The 13790-nt window shown below is 44.1% G+C and carries 14 protein-coding genes; 2 read left to right on the top strand and 12 right to left on the bottom strand.

The genetic code is table 11. The annotated features are described in order from the left end of the window. Positions 1-15: 15 nt before the first annotated feature. From H8S54_RS17720 to H8S54_RS17690, 7 genes are all read right to left on the bottom strand, one after another. A complete protein-coding gene (locus H8S54_RS17720) occupies positions 16-963 on the bottom strand; it encodes a GerMN domain-containing protein (RefSeq protein WP_186901939.1) in 948 nt (315 codons plus the stop codon). A gap of 9 nt (positions 964-972) precedes the next feature. After that, positions 973-2400, bottom strand: a complete 1428-nt coding sequence (locus H8S54_RS17715) for a sensor histidine kinase (RefSeq protein WP_117853175.1) — start codon at positions 2398-2400, stop codon at positions 973-975. 3 nt (positions 2401-2403) lie between these two features. Continuing rightward, complete coding sequence (locus tag H8S54_RS17710) at positions 2404-3093, bottom strand: response regulator transcription factor (protein ID WP_021925592.1); 690 nt, start codon at positions 3091-3093, stop codon at positions 2404-2406. Between the two features lie 12 nt (positions 3094-3105). Next, on the bottom strand, positions 3106-3861 hold the full coding sequence (locus tag H8S54_RS17705) for a helix-hairpin-helix domain-containing protein (RefSeq protein ID WP_243176888.1): 756 nt from the start codon (positions 3859-3861) through the stop codon (positions 3106-3108). A gap of 146 nt (positions 3862-4007) precedes the next feature. Then, positions 4008-4442, bottom strand: coding sequence for a DMT family transporter (locus H8S54_RS17700; RefSeq protein ID WP_021925594.1), 435 nt, complete (start codon positions 4440-4442; stop codon positions 4008-4010). A gap of 157 nt (positions 4443-4599) precedes the next feature. Beyond that, a complete protein-coding gene (locus H8S54_RS17695) occupies positions 4600-5403 on the bottom strand; it encodes a DUF3169 family protein (protein ID WP_021925595.1) in 804 nt (267 codons plus the stop codon). Further along, the gene (locus H8S54_RS17690; protein WP_117853345.1) at positions 5396-5611 is read right to left on the bottom strand and encodes a helix-turn-helix transcriptional regulator; all 216 of its coding nucleotides are present in this window, start codon (positions 5609-5611) and stop codon (positions 5396-5398) included. The genes H8S54_RS17695 and H8S54_RS17690 overlap by 8 nt, the downstream gene beginning before the upstream one ends. A 315-nt stretch (positions 5612-5926) precedes the next feature. Here H8S54_RS17690 and H8S54_RS17685 point away from each other — a divergent pair, with 315 nt between their 5' ends. After that, positions 5927-6256: a DUF1292 domain-containing protein gene (locus H8S54_RS17685; protein WP_243000251.1), complete on the top strand. Its 330-nt coding sequence runs from the start codon at positions 5927-5929 to the stop codon at positions 6254-6256. A 122-nt stretch (positions 6257-6378) separates the two neighbouring features. Here the strand turns inward: H8S54_RS17685 and H8S54_RS17680 are convergent, their stop codons facing one another. The 4 genes from H8S54_RS17680 to argC form a co-directional block, all read right to left on the bottom strand. Next, the gene (locus H8S54_RS17680) at positions 6379-7569 is read right to left on the bottom strand and encodes an aspartate aminotransferase family protein (RefSeq protein ID WP_021925598.1); all 1191 of its coding nucleotides are present in this window, start codon (positions 7567-7569) and stop codon (positions 6379-6381) included. Beyond that, positions 7556-8452, bottom strand: coding sequence for an acetylglutamate kinase (argB, locus tag H8S54_RS17675; RefSeq protein ID WP_021925599.1), 897 nt, complete (start codon positions 8450-8452; stop codon positions 7556-7558). The genes H8S54_RS17680 and argB overlap by 14 nt, the downstream gene beginning before the upstream one ends. A 17-nt stretch (positions 8453-8469) precedes the next feature. Continuing rightward, positions 8470-9693, bottom strand: a complete 1224-nt coding sequence (gene argJ, locus H8S54_RS17670; RefSeq protein WP_117853170.1) for a bifunctional glutamate N-acetyltransferase/amino-acid acetyltransferase ArgJ — start codon at positions 9691-9693, stop codon at positions 8470-8472. Between the two features lie 99 nt (positions 9694-9792). After that, complete coding sequence (gene argC / locus H8S54_RS17665; RefSeq protein ID WP_173765167.1) at positions 9793-10833, bottom strand: N-acetyl-gamma-glutamyl-phosphate reductase; 1041 nt, start codon at positions 10831-10833, stop codon at positions 9793-9795. 331 nt (positions 10834-11164) lie between these two features. On the opposite strand from argC, the gene H8S54_RS17660 reads away from it, so the two are divergent. Further along, a complete protein-coding gene (locus H8S54_RS17660) occupies positions 11165-12400 on the top strand; it encodes an argininosuccinate synthase (protein ID WP_117853168.1) in 1236 nt (411 codons plus the stop codon). 127 nt (positions 12401-12527) lie between these two features. Here the strand turns inward: H8S54_RS17660 and H8S54_RS17655 are convergent, their stop codons facing one another. Beyond that, entirely contained in the window at positions 12528-13688 is a 1161-nt protein-coding gene (locus H8S54_RS17655; protein ID WP_186901938.1) for an AI-2E family transporter, read from the bottom strand. Between the last annotated feature and the right edge of the window lie 102 nt (positions 13689-13790).

Raw genomic sequence — 13790 nt, 5'->3', positions numbered from 1 at the left:
CTCCTTTCCTGGCTTTCACTCACTTTGATCCTCTTTAAGGACCAAATCTGTGTTTTTGCTAAAAAGACTATATAAAGATGTTCCATCACTAAGTGTGGCTTCCGTATCTCCTTCAACAGAAATCTGCACCTTATCTGCAGATGCAGTATCCAGAAGAGAATTTACCACAGAATAGATCATAGTATTTACAGGAATATCAATCCCTGAATCAGAAAAGGCAGAACTGAAATCCACGTAGCAAACATCGTCAGATACTTCTACGCCCAGAATCTCTGTTTCCTGTGGAATGGTCGGATAGTGTCCCTTCACCATCGGTCCCTTGGCAAGCTGCTCCAGGATGACGCGCTCACGGGGAAGAATGCGCTTGTAGTACACATTTCGCTGCTCTGCCACCAGATGCTCCCCTGTCTTATCTGTAAAATACAGGGTAAAGGTGTCATAGCGGTAAGCATCCTTATCTGACCCCCACATCTCCACAAAAGTATTTCCGTCGATCACGCCCACAGCCTGTCCTTTGGAATCCTTCAGTTCTTCACTTTCAATAAAGATCTTGATTCCGGCAACGCCCGGAATCTGCAGAAATGTCCGCGCTACTCCGGCGCGCACCAGAATCTCCCTGGCTCTTGACATTTCACTGTAATCACTGTTAAATTCCAGTTCCAGAAGAGACTCATTCAAACGGTATGTGACAAGCTGTACTCCAGAAGGCAGAAGCGCCAGATTATCTCCGCTTCCTTCCTGGGCATTCAGAATACCGGTAAAATCCTGCAGCATAAACTCTGCGCTCTCCTGCTCCGGCTGATACCGTTCTTTTACCACCTTGGTCTCGTCTTTGTTTACATAATATAAATAATACTGGTTGCTGCCGCTGTCCACTTTCTCCTCCTGGGTTTCCACCGTACAGCCTGTGAGCAGACTACAGGCAAGGACCAGGGCAAGCACCGCACTAAAAAGCTTCTTCATCGGCACCTCCTACGGAATATAAGATAATGGAATGCGGACGGTGAAGGTAGTTCCCTCTCCTTCCTTACTCTCAACCTGAATGTTGCCGTGATGCTTGGTCACCGCACTTCTGGTAATGGCAAGTCCAAGCCCTGTACCGCCGATTTCCTTGGAATGAGATTTGTCCACACGGTAGAATCTCTCAAAGATCCTTCCAATGGATTCCTCTGGAATTCCCATGCCGGAATCTGCAACCTTCACATAAAAATACTTGTGGTCTGCATCCAGAGTCACGCGCACCCATCCGTCATCTACATTGTATTTGATACCGTTTTCTACTAAATTGCTGATTGCAAGGGTAAACTTCACCTCATCCACATCTGCCTCCACAGGACGGAAGCTGTCCAGGATCAGATCAATGTGCCGCTTATCTGCAATTGGACGAAGTCTTTTCAGAATGTCCTCAAGAAGCTGATTGATATTCAGATGCTCTACATTTAGGTCAGCAGCCTTCTTATCCAGCTTCACCAGGGAAAGAAGATCGGTAATGATCTTATTCTCACGGTCGATCTCAGCTGTAATGTCGCTCATGAACTCCTGATAAAGCTCTTCCGGTACTCCCTCCTGGCCTACAAGGGAATCCGCAAGCACCTTCATGGAAGTAAGCGGCGTCTTCAGCTCATGGGACACATTGGATACAAATTCATTTCTGGATTCATCCAGTGTCTTCATACGGGAAAGCATCTTATTAAATGCGTCAGTAATCAACGCCGTCTCTGTATAATCCGGAACGGAAATCTCCTCATTCTGATAACCGTCTGTCAGATCCTCGATGGATTTGGTAACTCTTGCAAATGGCTTCACAAGTACAGTGGAAAGCACATATCCAAGAAGCGCAGCAAGCACAATGATAATTCCTGTGATCAGAATGCTCTTCTGCTCCAGTTCCTGAATATTCTCAGCAATCTCATTGGAAGAAAAGCTGATCAGCATAGCTCCCTGAAGCTGCTTCACCTCCGGACTCTTCACCGGAATCGCCATCTCAATTTTCTGTGTTTTGTTGTTATAGCGGCTGGCTTCCTCGCCTTTGAAGCACTTGATCACCATACTGGAGATCAGTGTCTTGCCTTCATCTACGCCATAAGTATCCTTGATAATCCTGTAGTCCCTGTCAACCAGCAGAATTCTGCCATCATATACATTAGACAACAACTCCAGCTTGCTGTTCACATCCTGCGAGCTGGAGTCATTCATATAATTTTCTTTAATTAACAGGTTGCACAGAATGTCACACTGCTTCTCAACGGTCTGCTTGCGCACAGCTACTGCCTTATTCTCGTAAGCAGCTACCATTACATTGGCAACTATGACACTTGGTACGATTCCCAGAATGACCAGAATGATCAGAATACGGAAACGCAGACTTTTTAAGAAGCTTGGTTTCTTTTTCTCTGGCATCTCTTACGCCTGGAAATAATATCCCACACCCCATTTGGTGTGTACATATTTCGGCTCACTGGGATTCGCCTCAATCTTTTCTCTTAAGCGACGGATATGTACATCCACAGTACGGACATCACCAGGATACTCATATCCCCATACGATGTTAAGCAGGTTCTCACGGCTGTATACCTTGTTTGGGTTAAACACCAGAAGCTCCAGCACATCGAATTCCTTGGCAGTCAGATTAATCTCCTTGCCTGCAATAAATACCCGGCGGCTCTCGCAGTCCATCTTCAGGTCTCCTGCCTCGATGGTCTTGGCCTTCTCTTTCTCTTCCTGATTGCTGCCTGCACGGCGCATAATCGCTTTGATTCTTGCTTTTACCTCAAGGATATTAAACGGTTTGGTGATATAATCATCCGCACCATATTCAAGACCAAGGATCTTGTCCATGTCTTCTCCCTTGGCTGTAAGCATTACAATGGGAACATTTGAAAATTCCCTGATCTGCTGGCAAACCTCAAAGCCATCCATCTTGGGAAGCATAAGGTCAAGGAGAATAATATCGTATTTCTTCTCCTTCGCCATCTCAAGGGCTTCCTCACCGTCATAGGCACAGTCAACTTCCATTCCATCCTGCTCCAGGCTGAATCGGATTCCCTTTACGATCAGTTTCTCATCATCTACTACCAAAACTTTCCTGCTCATTCAGACTCTCCCTTATCCAACTGATATCTTATCTTTTATTTTGGAAAAGGTACCTTCTTTGATACCTTCTACATTCATAATTTCTTCTATGGAGGCGAATCCTCCATGTTCTTCTCTGTATGCAATAATAGCTTCTGCCTTGGACTGACCAATTCCGCTCAGGGTACAAAGCTGCGCAGCATCTGCAGTATTCAGATTAATGCCGGAATTACTTCCAACCCCTTCTGCCAAGCTGTCTTTTGAATTTCCTTCTCTGCCAGTGTCCTCTGACGCACCGCTTTGCAGTGCTTCCGGTACTTTTGAGGCAAGTGCTTCCAGATTCTCTGCAATTTCTTCCTCTGTGGGAACATAAATCTGCTGCCCATCCGTAAGGCTTCTGGCTCTGTTCAGATAGTTCTGTGCTGCCTCAGGCAAATACCCTCCGGCTGCATCTACCGCCTGAAAAATACGGCTTCCTTCATCCAGCTCATATACTCCTGGATTTGCAACCGCTCCGCATACATCTACAAATATGGTCTGTGGAATCTGTGTCATCAGAGGAACGTCATCTCCTGAAACCGGATTATCAAGTTCTCCGGGGTCCGTCTGTTTTTCCCCAGTGCTGCCTGTGGCTTTGGCATTCTCTGTACCTTCGATACGATCTGTATCACCTGCAATTTCTTCCAGAAAAACATCCTCACGGCTCGTACATCCTGTCATACATACTGCCGCCAAGACTGCAAATAAAGCTATCCGGATTCCACATATAAGCTTCTTTTTTCTTTCCATGTCGGTTCCCCTTTCCGCTTTTTGTCAAGGTTCCCCGCCACTCATGCTTTACCTCATCTATTTTAACGAAACTTTACATTTTTTACAATACCATTTCTAAATTTTATCAACCTTTTATTTTTTTGACACTCATATCCTTTTTATCATTATTTCTCCCATTTAAATATGACAATTCCTACAATTGCAATGGCCATGCCAAGCAGTCTGCGCCACTCAAAATCCACTTTTTCTACTCCGAATAAGCCAAATAATTCTATTACATAAGCCACTGCCAGCTGGGAAATGACGATCAGCATGGCTGCTCTGGCAGGGCCTAAGCTTCCCATACTCTGGATCACTGTAATGGTGATAAAGGCACCGATCACACCTCCAAGCAGGGTATATTTATTCTCCACCTGCCACAGGGCTGCAATGCTGTCCCTTCCTGTAAAGATCCATGCCAGCACACAGACCGCAAATGCAGACAGCTGCACCCATCCGGTAGACACCCACAAGCTGGTCTGCTTGGTCACTTCCGTATTAAATACTCCCTGAATGCTCATCAATGCACCAGATATCAATGCCACAAGAATTCCCCACATATAATACCTCCATAAGCGTCCTATACTTCCAGATTCTTCCTTTGATTCAATTAACATTCTGCCGTTTTCCCCAAAGATGCTCCCTTTCTTTGGAAGAAAAGGAGGTGCTCTTCCGGCACCTCCACAATAGTATTATATGTATTTTTCAAAGATTCATTCACTTCGCAAGTTTTTCACTTTTTTTCGTAACACAGCAGTGACAATAATTAGATGACGATAAGATCCAGAGAAAAGCTGGGATGATAATAGCGAGAACTCCTGTATTCCATACCATATGAAGCAGCATAGCCACCAATGTGCAGACAGGAAGTACTTTTCCAGTCAGCAGGTAAGTCTTATAGCTTGCTTCGTAGATTTCTTCCTTCTCCGCTTCGTCACAGCTTGCGAGCCACTGCTCCTGAAATTTCATAGAAGTAGGGTCGCCTTTCTTCTCCGGATAAAGTCTCTGGACCAGCTTTACATAGCGAACCTGCCACAAACTAAAATATCCGACCAGTCCCAAAAACACGACGATTTCTGCTAAAAACATCCATGTCTCACCTGTGCTCTGGCTTTCAATATATTTCATAGAATATCCTGGTGAAATAATCAGCATCATAAGAACGGTTCCCACTGTACTTGCAATCATACCCCAGCTGGAGGACACCTCAATGCGATACTGCAGTTCATGATATTCATCGTCCCCAGCATCCTGCATCTGTTTTCCCATTCTCTTCATCTTCCCATAATTGGTCTCGCAGATCACAAGACAGATTGCACCGCAAATACATTCCAGCATTAATGCATGATCACGTACCGCAAAAAGAAAAGCATCCATTCCATGCCCGATAACTGCTATATAATCCTCTCCGCTAAACGCTGTAACAAAACCAACAATTCCTCCGACAACACCGCCTGCTGCCATGAGCAGTATCATCTTTAAATATGAATTCATTTTCTTCTTAGATTTTCCCTTATTCATCTTCTTCATCCTCCGCATAAATAAAAATATCTTCCACTGTCACCCGGCAGATCTTTGCCAGCTTCAGAGCCAGGGTTACTGACGGCGAGTAATCCCCGCGCTCAATAAGACTGATGGTCTGTCTGGATACTCCTGCAAGCTTCCCCATATCAGCCTGATTGATTCCCAGCCGCGCCCGGTATTCCTTCAAACGGTTCTCCAGTGCCATTTCTTTTCCTTTCTTCTGCCGTGGATGGCAGATTTCTCTTTCGTGTAAGCCGCGCATAAGAATGACTTGTTTCTTTGTCATTTTGACAAGTATATTTGTCATTTCATATTGTTGCTATTGTAGCATTGACAACTTTACTTGTCAACTGTATTTTTCCAAAATAATTCCTTGTCTGAAAATTTATACCTCCTGCACAAAATTTCATAGAAATTTCTATATTTTCCACCTATCCAATCCGCCCATCAGTTGGTATAATAAGTCCAACATCAGATGACTGTCGAACGTACGGACATTCATCACGAAAGGAGAAAAGATATGGCTGACGAAATGAACAAAAGCACACCAGTTGAAGAGGAAATTGAGATCATCACTCTCACTGACGAGAACGGAGAAGACATGGACTTTGAATTTCTGGATCAGATTGATTATGAAGGAAAGCGCTACGCAGTTCTTCTCCCGCCAATCGAGGACGTGGAAGGCGAAGAGGAAAACGAGGATGAGGAAGTTCTGATCCTTCAGGTCGAGGAAGGTGGAAATGACGAAGCAGAGAGCTACGTTTTTGTTGATGATGACGATATCCTCTCCTCCGTTTTTGATATTTTCAAAGAGAAATTCAAAGACGAATTCGACTTCGCAGAAGAATAAAACTATCGAACCCGGGTCTTTTCAGACAAAAAAGATACCCCGAAAGCACATCAAAAACATACTTTCAGAGTATCTTTTTTCATTGGCCAAGAAGAACTTCTGTGCCAAATTTTTACTGTAATTTATGCCAGACACTCATCCAGAATCTCTGCCATCTCATCAATATCTGCCTTTGTGATCACAAGAGGAGGCACAATACGAAGCACATCGCTTCCAGCAGAAATAACCAGAAGCTTCTTCTCCAGAGCCTTCTTTACAACCTCCCCAACCGGACGTCCCTGGATCACAATTCCCTGCATGAATCCCATGCCTCTTCTTGCAGCTGCGCACTCATGCTTTGCCACAAGCTCATCCAGTTTTTTCTCCAGGTATGGGGTCAGTTCCTGTACATGAGTCAGGATCATATCCCTCTCATAAATGTCGAAAACCTTGCTTACTGCAGCGCATGCAAATGGATTTCCACCGTAAGTTGTACCGTGGTCTCCCGGCTTCAGGGAAGCCTGTGCCACCTTCTTATTCAGCACAAAAGCACCCACCGGAACACCGCATCCAAGTGCTTTTGCACAGGTCATAATATCCGGCTGAACACCGTATGCCTGCCATGCAAAATAGTATCCGGTACGTCCCATTCCGCACTGAATTTCATCCAGAATAAGGATAATATCCTTCTCATCACACAGGGCACGAACTCCCTCCAAGAACTCTCTTTCTGCCGGATAAATGCCGCCTTCTCCCTGTACCGTTTCCATAATAATGGCACAGGTTTTGTCTGTGATCTGTGCTTTTACGCTGTCCAAGTCATTAAAATCAGCGAACTTAACGCCGCCCATTAAAGGCTCAAACGGCTCACGGTAATGGGCATTTCCAGTAACAGAAAGCGCGCCGATGGATCTTCCATGGAAAGAATGATTCATGGCAATGATCTCATGATCTGCATGGCCGTCACGAATATATGCGTACTTCTTTGCAGCTTTTAAAGCTCCCTCAATGGCCTCTGTACCGCTGTTTGTGAAAAAAGCCTTATCCATACGGCTTGCATTTACAAGCTTGGCACCAGCCTCAGTCATAGGCTCATTGTAATATAAATTGGAAATATGAGTCAGCTTATCGATCTGTTCTTTCAGTGCTTCGTCATATCCAGGATAGTGATATCCAAGGGAATTTACAGCAATTCCAGCTGCAAAATCCAGGTATTTTTTGCCCTCGGAATCGTACAAATGTACTCCTTCTCCATGGTCAAATACAACTGGAAAACGATTATATGTGTGAAGAATACTAGCTTCTGATTCTTCCATCTGATTATTCATGTTCATGGTAATATTTCTCTCCGTCCTCTCTTAAAATAGCGGTTCCAATACCTTTGTTTGTGAAGATTTCCAGCAGTAAACTGTGAGGAATTCTTCCGTCAAGAATATGAACCCGGTTAACTCCATGCTCGATTGCCTCGATACAGTTGTTCAGTTTCGGAATCATTCCGCCGCCTACAAAACCGTCCTCGATCAGCTTCCTTGCTTCCTGAATATGAAGCTCAGAAATCAGGGATGACGAATCATCTTTGTCCTTGTAAACGCCTTCGATATCGGAAAGAAATGCGAGTTTTTCTGCGTGAACAGCCTCTGCAATGGCACATGCAGCATCATCTGCATTGATATTGTAACTGTCATAATTATCGTCAAATCCAATTGGGAAAACGATCGGAAGGAAGTCTTTTTCCAGCAAATCGTACAGGATTTTCGGGTTTACACTTGTGATATCTCCAACAAATCCAATGTCCTCTCCACCTGAATATTTCTTCTTGCATTTCAGCAGTCCGCCGTCTTTTCCGCTGATACCAACAGCCTGTACGCCAAGGGATTCCACATGAGTAACCAGCTCTTTGTTGACCTTTGCAAGAACCATTTCTGCAATCTCCATGGTCTGGGCATCGGTTACGCGAAGTCCGTTGATGAACTTGGCTTCCATGCCAACCTTTCCAACCCATTTGCTAATTTCCTTGCCGCCGCCGTGTACAATGATCGGCTTGAAGCCAACCAGCTTCAGAAGAACGACGTCCTTGATCACGTTTGCCTTCAGTTCTTCATCCAGCATAGCGCTTCCGCCATATTTTACTACTACGATTTTACGGTTAAAACGCTGTATATAAGGAAGTGCCTCGATCAGCACCTCTGCCTTTTCCAGATATTTCTGATTTACCATCTTTCTTTCCCTCTCTTTTATGAACGATAATCTGCGTTGATCTTTACATAATCATAGGTAAGATCGCAGCCCCATGCAGTGGCTGTGGCATCTCCCATTTTCATATCTGCGATTGCGGTTACCTCATCCTCAGAAAGGATTTTGGTCGCTTCAGCCTCATCATATCCTGTGGAAACACCGTTCTCAATGATCTTTAATTTGCCTGCCCGGCTCTCAAAATATAGGTCAACCTTCTCCGGATCAAACTGTACTCCGGAGTATCCCATTGCACACAAAATACGTCCCCAGTTTGCATCATGGCCATAAATCGCAGCCTTTGTCAGGGAAGAAGTTACTACAGATTTGCTCAGGGTAACTGCGTCTTCTTTGGTCTTTGCGCCAAGAATCTTCACCTCAAAAAGTGCGGTTGCTCCCTCTCCGTCACCTGCGATTTTCTTGGAAAGACAAGTGTTGATATAGTTCAGAGCTTCCATAAATTTATCAAAATCAGCGCCCTCTTCTGTGATTTCCAGGTTGCCTGCCATGCCGTTTGCAAGAAGCAGAACGGTATCATTTGTGGAAGTATCTCCATCAACGGAAACCATGTTAAAGGTGTCTTTGATGTTGGCACTTAATGCTTTCTGAAGCATTTCTTTGGAGATTGCAGCGTCGGTTGTGACAAATCCAAGCATAGTGCACATGTTCGGATGGATCATTCCGGAACCCTTGCACATACCGCCTACGGTAACGGTTTTTCCGCCGATTTCAATCTGCACGGCTACTTCCTTTTTTACTGTATCAGTGGTCATGATCGCCTTGGCAGCCTCTGTTCCTGCCTCCAGGGAACCGTCCAGCTTCGGTGCCATTGCCTTAACGCCATTTACAATTCGGTCAATGGGAATCTGCATTCCGATAACACCTGTGGATGCAACCAGAACACTGTCTGCCGGGATTCCAAGAATCTCAGCAGCTGCATCTGCAGTTGCCTTGCAGTAGCCATATCCTTCCGCACCTGTACATGCATTTGCAATACCGCTGTTGCAGATCACAGCCTGTGCTGCCGGGTGATTATAAACCACATCCTGATCCCATTTTACCGGAGCTGCCTTCACCACATTTGTAGTAAAAGTACCAGCTGCCACACATGGAACTTCGCTGTAAACCATAGCCATATCTGTACGGCCTTTGTATTTGATTTCTGCTGCTGTTGCTGCTGCCTTGAAGCCTTTGGCAGCGGTAACACCGCCTGTAATTATTTCCATAATACTGCTCCTCCTTTGCCCTTTTTGGGCAAATTTATCATCTTTATTTCTGCAAAAACAGCTCTATAAGATTCAATATACTCGTCTCTGATTTCTCTATTACGGATACATCGGAACCTGTAATAAGCCCTCTGCCTCATTAAATCCAAACATCAGGTTCATATTCTGGACAGCCTGGCCTGCAGCACCTTTTACCAGGTTGTCAATAGCACCCATCATGATGATCCTGTGTGTTCTCGGGTCGATCTTGAAGTTCACATCCACGTAGTTGCTGCCTTCCACCCATTTGGTCTGCGGGCATACATCTTTATCAAGAACACGTACAAATGTCTCGTTCTCATAGCATGCATCATAAGCTGCTTTTACTTCTTCATAGGTAATATCCTTGGTCAAAGAAGCGTATGCAGTTACCAGAATTCCTCTGTTCATTGGAACAAGATGAGGGGTAAAATTGATGGTTACTTCCTGTCCGCATGCATAGCCTAACTGGTCCTCGATCTCCGGTGTATGTCTGTGTGTGGCAACGCCGTAGGCCTTGATATTCTCATTTACTTCGCAGTAAAGATTATCTACCTTGGCACCTCTTCCCGCACCTGTTGTTCCGGATTTCGCATCAATAATGATGGTGTTCGGATCGATCATTCCTGCTTTTAAAAGCGGGTAAATAGACAGTGTAGAGCAGGTTGGATAGCATCCCGGGTTAGCGATCAGGCGGGCTTTTTTGATGTCCTCACGGTTGATCTCGCAAAGTCCGTAAACAGCCTCATCAATAAACTGTGGGGATTTGTGCTCGATTCCGTACCATTTCTCATATTTCTTTACATCCTTAATACGGAAATCCGCACTTAAGTCGATCACTTTTGCTCTGGAAAGGATTCCCTCATTTACAAGAGATGCACACAATCCCTGCGGTGTTGCAGTAAAAATCACATCTACCTCATCCGCAAGAGCTTCCATATTATCATCCATACATTTGGCATCTACCAGTTTAAAAAAGTTCTGATAGATTCCTGCATATTTTTTATCAATATAACTTCTGGAGCCATACCATGCTACTTCTACCTCTTTATGTCCAAGAAGAAGGCGCGCAATTTCGTTTCCGGCGTATCCGGTTGCTCCAATAATTCCAGCTTTAATCATTTCATTATCCTCCGTATTTGCAACGTTGAATAAATTATACATCTTCTCTGCATATTATGCAATAGTGATTTTTTCTTTATTTTTACGCTTCTGTCAACTTTTTTGTGCAGTTTATTGCGTGTTTACCTATTAAATGATGTATTTTTATGCAAAGATTTTTTAAAATTTTCTTAAATTTCCTATTGCATATTTATGAGTATTGTTGTATATTATTCTTTGTTGATAGCAATCGGCAAGTAAGAGCCGTTATCACAATGAATATTTATTCAAAATTTAATACGAATTATAACCCTATCTGTTTCAGAGGGATAAGAGAAAAGAGGTAAATATTATGAAAGAAAAAGTTGTACTTGCATATTCAGGCGGACTTGATACCACAGCACTGATTCCGTGGCTGAAAGAAACATTTGATTATGATGTAGTTTGCTGCTGCGTAAACTGCGGACAGGGAAATGAGCTGGACGGTCTTGAAGAGAGAGCCAAACTTTCCGGCGCTTCCAAATTATATATTGAAGACATCGTAGATGATTTCTGCGACAACTATATTATGCCATGCGTAGAGGCAGGCGCTGTATACGAGCACAAATATCTTCTTGGAACATCCATGGCTCGTCCGGCTATCGCTAAGAAGCTGGTTGAGATTGCAAGAAAAGAGAACGCAGTTGCAATCTGCCACGGCGCTACCGGTAAAGGAAACGACCAGATCCGTTTCGAGCTTGGAATCAAGGCTCTTGCTCCGGACATTAAGATCATCGCTCCATGGCGTATGACAGATGTATGGACCATGCAGTCCCGTGAAGATGAGATCGCATTCTGCCAGGCACACGGCATCAACCTTCCATTTGATGCTAAGCACAGCTACAGCCGTGACCGTAACCTGTGGCACATCAGCCATGAGGGACTTGAGCTTGAGGATCCGTCACAGGCTCCGAACTACGACGATATGTTAGTTCTCAGCGTAACTCCTCAGAAAGCACCAGATAAAGAAACTGAGATCACTATGACTTTCGAAGCTGGTGTTCCGAAAACCTTAAACGGAAAAGCAATGAAGGTTTCCGAGATCATCACCGAGCTGAACAAGATCGGCGGAGAGAACGGAATCGGAATCATCGATATCGTAGAGAACCGTGTTGTCGGCATGAAATCCCGTGGTGTTTATGAGACTCCTGGCGGAACCATCCTGATGGCAGCGCATGAGCAGCTTGAAGAACTGATCCTTGACCGTGAGACTCTTGAGACCAAGAAGAAACTTGGCAGCCAGTTTGCACAGGTTGTTTACGAAGGAAAATGGTTCACACCTCTTCGTGAGGCAATCCAGGCATTCGTAGAGTCCACACAGAAATATGTAACTGGTGAAGTGAAATTCAAGCTTTACAAGGGCAACATCATCAAAGCCGGAACAACTTCTCCATACAGCCTTTACAATGAGTCTCTTGCTTCCTTCACAACTGGTGATATGTATGATCACCACGACGCAGACGGATTTATCACTCTGTTCGGTCTGCCGCTGAAGGTTCGTGCAATGAAGCTCGCTGAAGTTGAAAGCCAGAAACAGACCAACGACTGATCTTCATAAAAAATAAAAAGCATAAAAATATCACCGGGAGGTTCGGATTTCTCCCGGTGATATTTTTATGTAAACTTTTTCAATTGAGCAGTGCCTGTCCTCATTCTTTCTGATCATGAAATGTTTTCTAGGAAATCTTCACTTTTTTCTTATCTAATCTTGCATATACCCATTCACGAAACAGAGCATATAATACGGAAACCAATGGAATAAAAATCAGCATTCCCACGATTCCCATAAGATTTCCACCAAGCGTCACCGCCACCAATACCCAGATAGCCGGAAGTCCCACGGAATTCCCAACCACATGAGGATAAATAAGATTGCCTTCAATCTGCTGCAGGATCAGAAACAAGCCCAGAAACATGAACGCCTTCAGTGGACTTACCATAAGAATCAGAAAAAATCCCACCCAGCAGCCGATAATTCCTCCAAATACAGGAATTAGTGCAGTAAAACTGATCAGTACCCCGATGAGCATTGCATACGGAAATCTGCCGATGGTCATGGTTACAAAGAACATGCTTCCCAAAATGACTGCCTCAATACATTGCCCTGTAATAAAGCTTGCAAATATTTTACTTGCCAGTGTACACACATGGCTTTGATATTCCACTACTTTTACCGGCAAAATAGCATATGTAGCTTTCAGAACCTGTTTTCCAAGCTTTTCTTTCTGCAGAAGCACATAGCAGGCAAACACAAATCCAATTGCAAAATTCACTGCCATACTTACAATTCCCATAGTTACAGTTATGGTGGAGGATACCAGATTATCGGCTCCGTTTTTCAGCACACTCACTATAGAATCAAGAATCTTCTGCGGATCAATTTCAATGGCTGATGCCCATTTTACGATTTCAGAATCTCCACTGAAGGTATCTGTAATCCACTTCTGGGCAAGAGGAATATCTTCCTCCACCTTCTTCCCTACGCTTACTAAGGTTGTGCCAATCTCAGGGGCTACAACCAGCACCACGATCAGTATCAGCAAAATCACAAATACAATGGAAAGTACCAGACTTACAGGTCTTGCAAGCTTCGCAGCAGTTCTGCCTGCTTTATTGTTCTTTTCTCTTGCTTTTCCGAAAAGATGTCGTTCTATAAAGGACATAGGCACGTTCAATACAAATGCCATAGCTCCTCCCAACACAAAAGGCAGAAGCAGCCCCCACAAAAGCTTTACATATTTCAGAACCACAGCAAGATTCTGTATCCCCAGATAAAGAAGCACAGCAAATGCAATCAGCCACCGTATCTTTCTCATGTTCTCTTTATTCAGTTCCACGATCTACCGCCTTTCTTTTGTCTTCAAAAAGATTTTATTTTTGTCTATTTTATCACAAAATCTGCATTTTTACCAGTTGCCGCTCCCTTTTCGCAGCATAAA

This window comes from Blautia segnis (assembly GCF_014287535.1).
Taxonomy (GTDB): domain Bacteria; phylum Bacillota; class Clostridia; order Lachnospirales; family Lachnospiraceae; genus Blautia_A; species Blautia_A acetigignens.
This window is presented reverse-complemented; position numbering and strand designations above follow the sequence as displayed.

Coding starts and splice junctions, on each gene's coding strand:
- H8S54_RS17720 (WP_186901939.1), bottom strand. CDS start 963: ATGAAGAAGCTTTTTAGTGCGGTGCTTGCCCTGGTCCTTGCCTGTAGT.
- H8S54_RS17715 (WP_117853175.1), bottom strand. CDS start 2,400: ATGCCAGAGAAAAAGAAACCAAGCTTCTTAAAAAGTCTGCGTTTCCGT.
- H8S54_RS17710 (WP_021925592.1), bottom strand. CDS start 3,093: ATGAGCAGGAAAGTTTTGGTAGTAGATGATGAGAAACTGATCGTAAAG.
- H8S54_RS17705 (WP_243176888.1), bottom strand. CDS start 3,861: ATGGAAAGAAAAAAGAAGCTTATATGTGGAATCCGGATAGCTTTATTT.
- H8S54_RS17700 (WP_021925594.1), bottom strand. CDS start 4,442: ATGTGGGGAATTCTTGTGGCATTGATATCTGGTGCATTGATGAGCATT.
- H8S54_RS17695 (WP_021925595.1), bottom strand. CDS start 5,403: ATGAATAAGGGAAAATCTAAGAAGAAAATGAATTCATATTTAAAGATG.
- H8S54_RS17690 (WP_117853345.1), bottom strand. CDS start 5,611: ATGGCACTGGAGAACCGTTTGAAGGAATACCGGGCGCGGCTGGGAATC.
- H8S54_RS17685 (WP_243000251.1), top strand. CDS start 5,927: ATGGCTGACGAAATGAACAAAAGCACACCAGTTGAAGAGGAAATTGAG.
- H8S54_RS17680 (WP_021925598.1), bottom strand. CDS start 7,569: ATGAACATGAATAATCAGATGGAAGAATCAGAAGCTAGTATTCTTCAC.
- argB (WP_021925599.1), bottom strand. CDS start 8,452: ATGGTAAATCAGAAATATCTGGAAAAGGCAGAGGTGCTGATCGAGGCA.
- argJ (WP_117853170.1), bottom strand. CDS start 9,693: ATGGAAATAATTACAGGCGGTGTTACCGCTGCCAAAGGCTTCAAGGCA.
- argC (WP_173765167.1), bottom strand. CDS start 10,833: ATGATTAAAGCTGGAATTATTGGAGCAACCGGATACGCCGGAAACGAA.
- H8S54_RS17660 (WP_117853168.1), top strand. CDS start 11,165: ATGAAAGAAAAAGTTGTACTTGCATATTCAGGCGGACTTGATACCACA.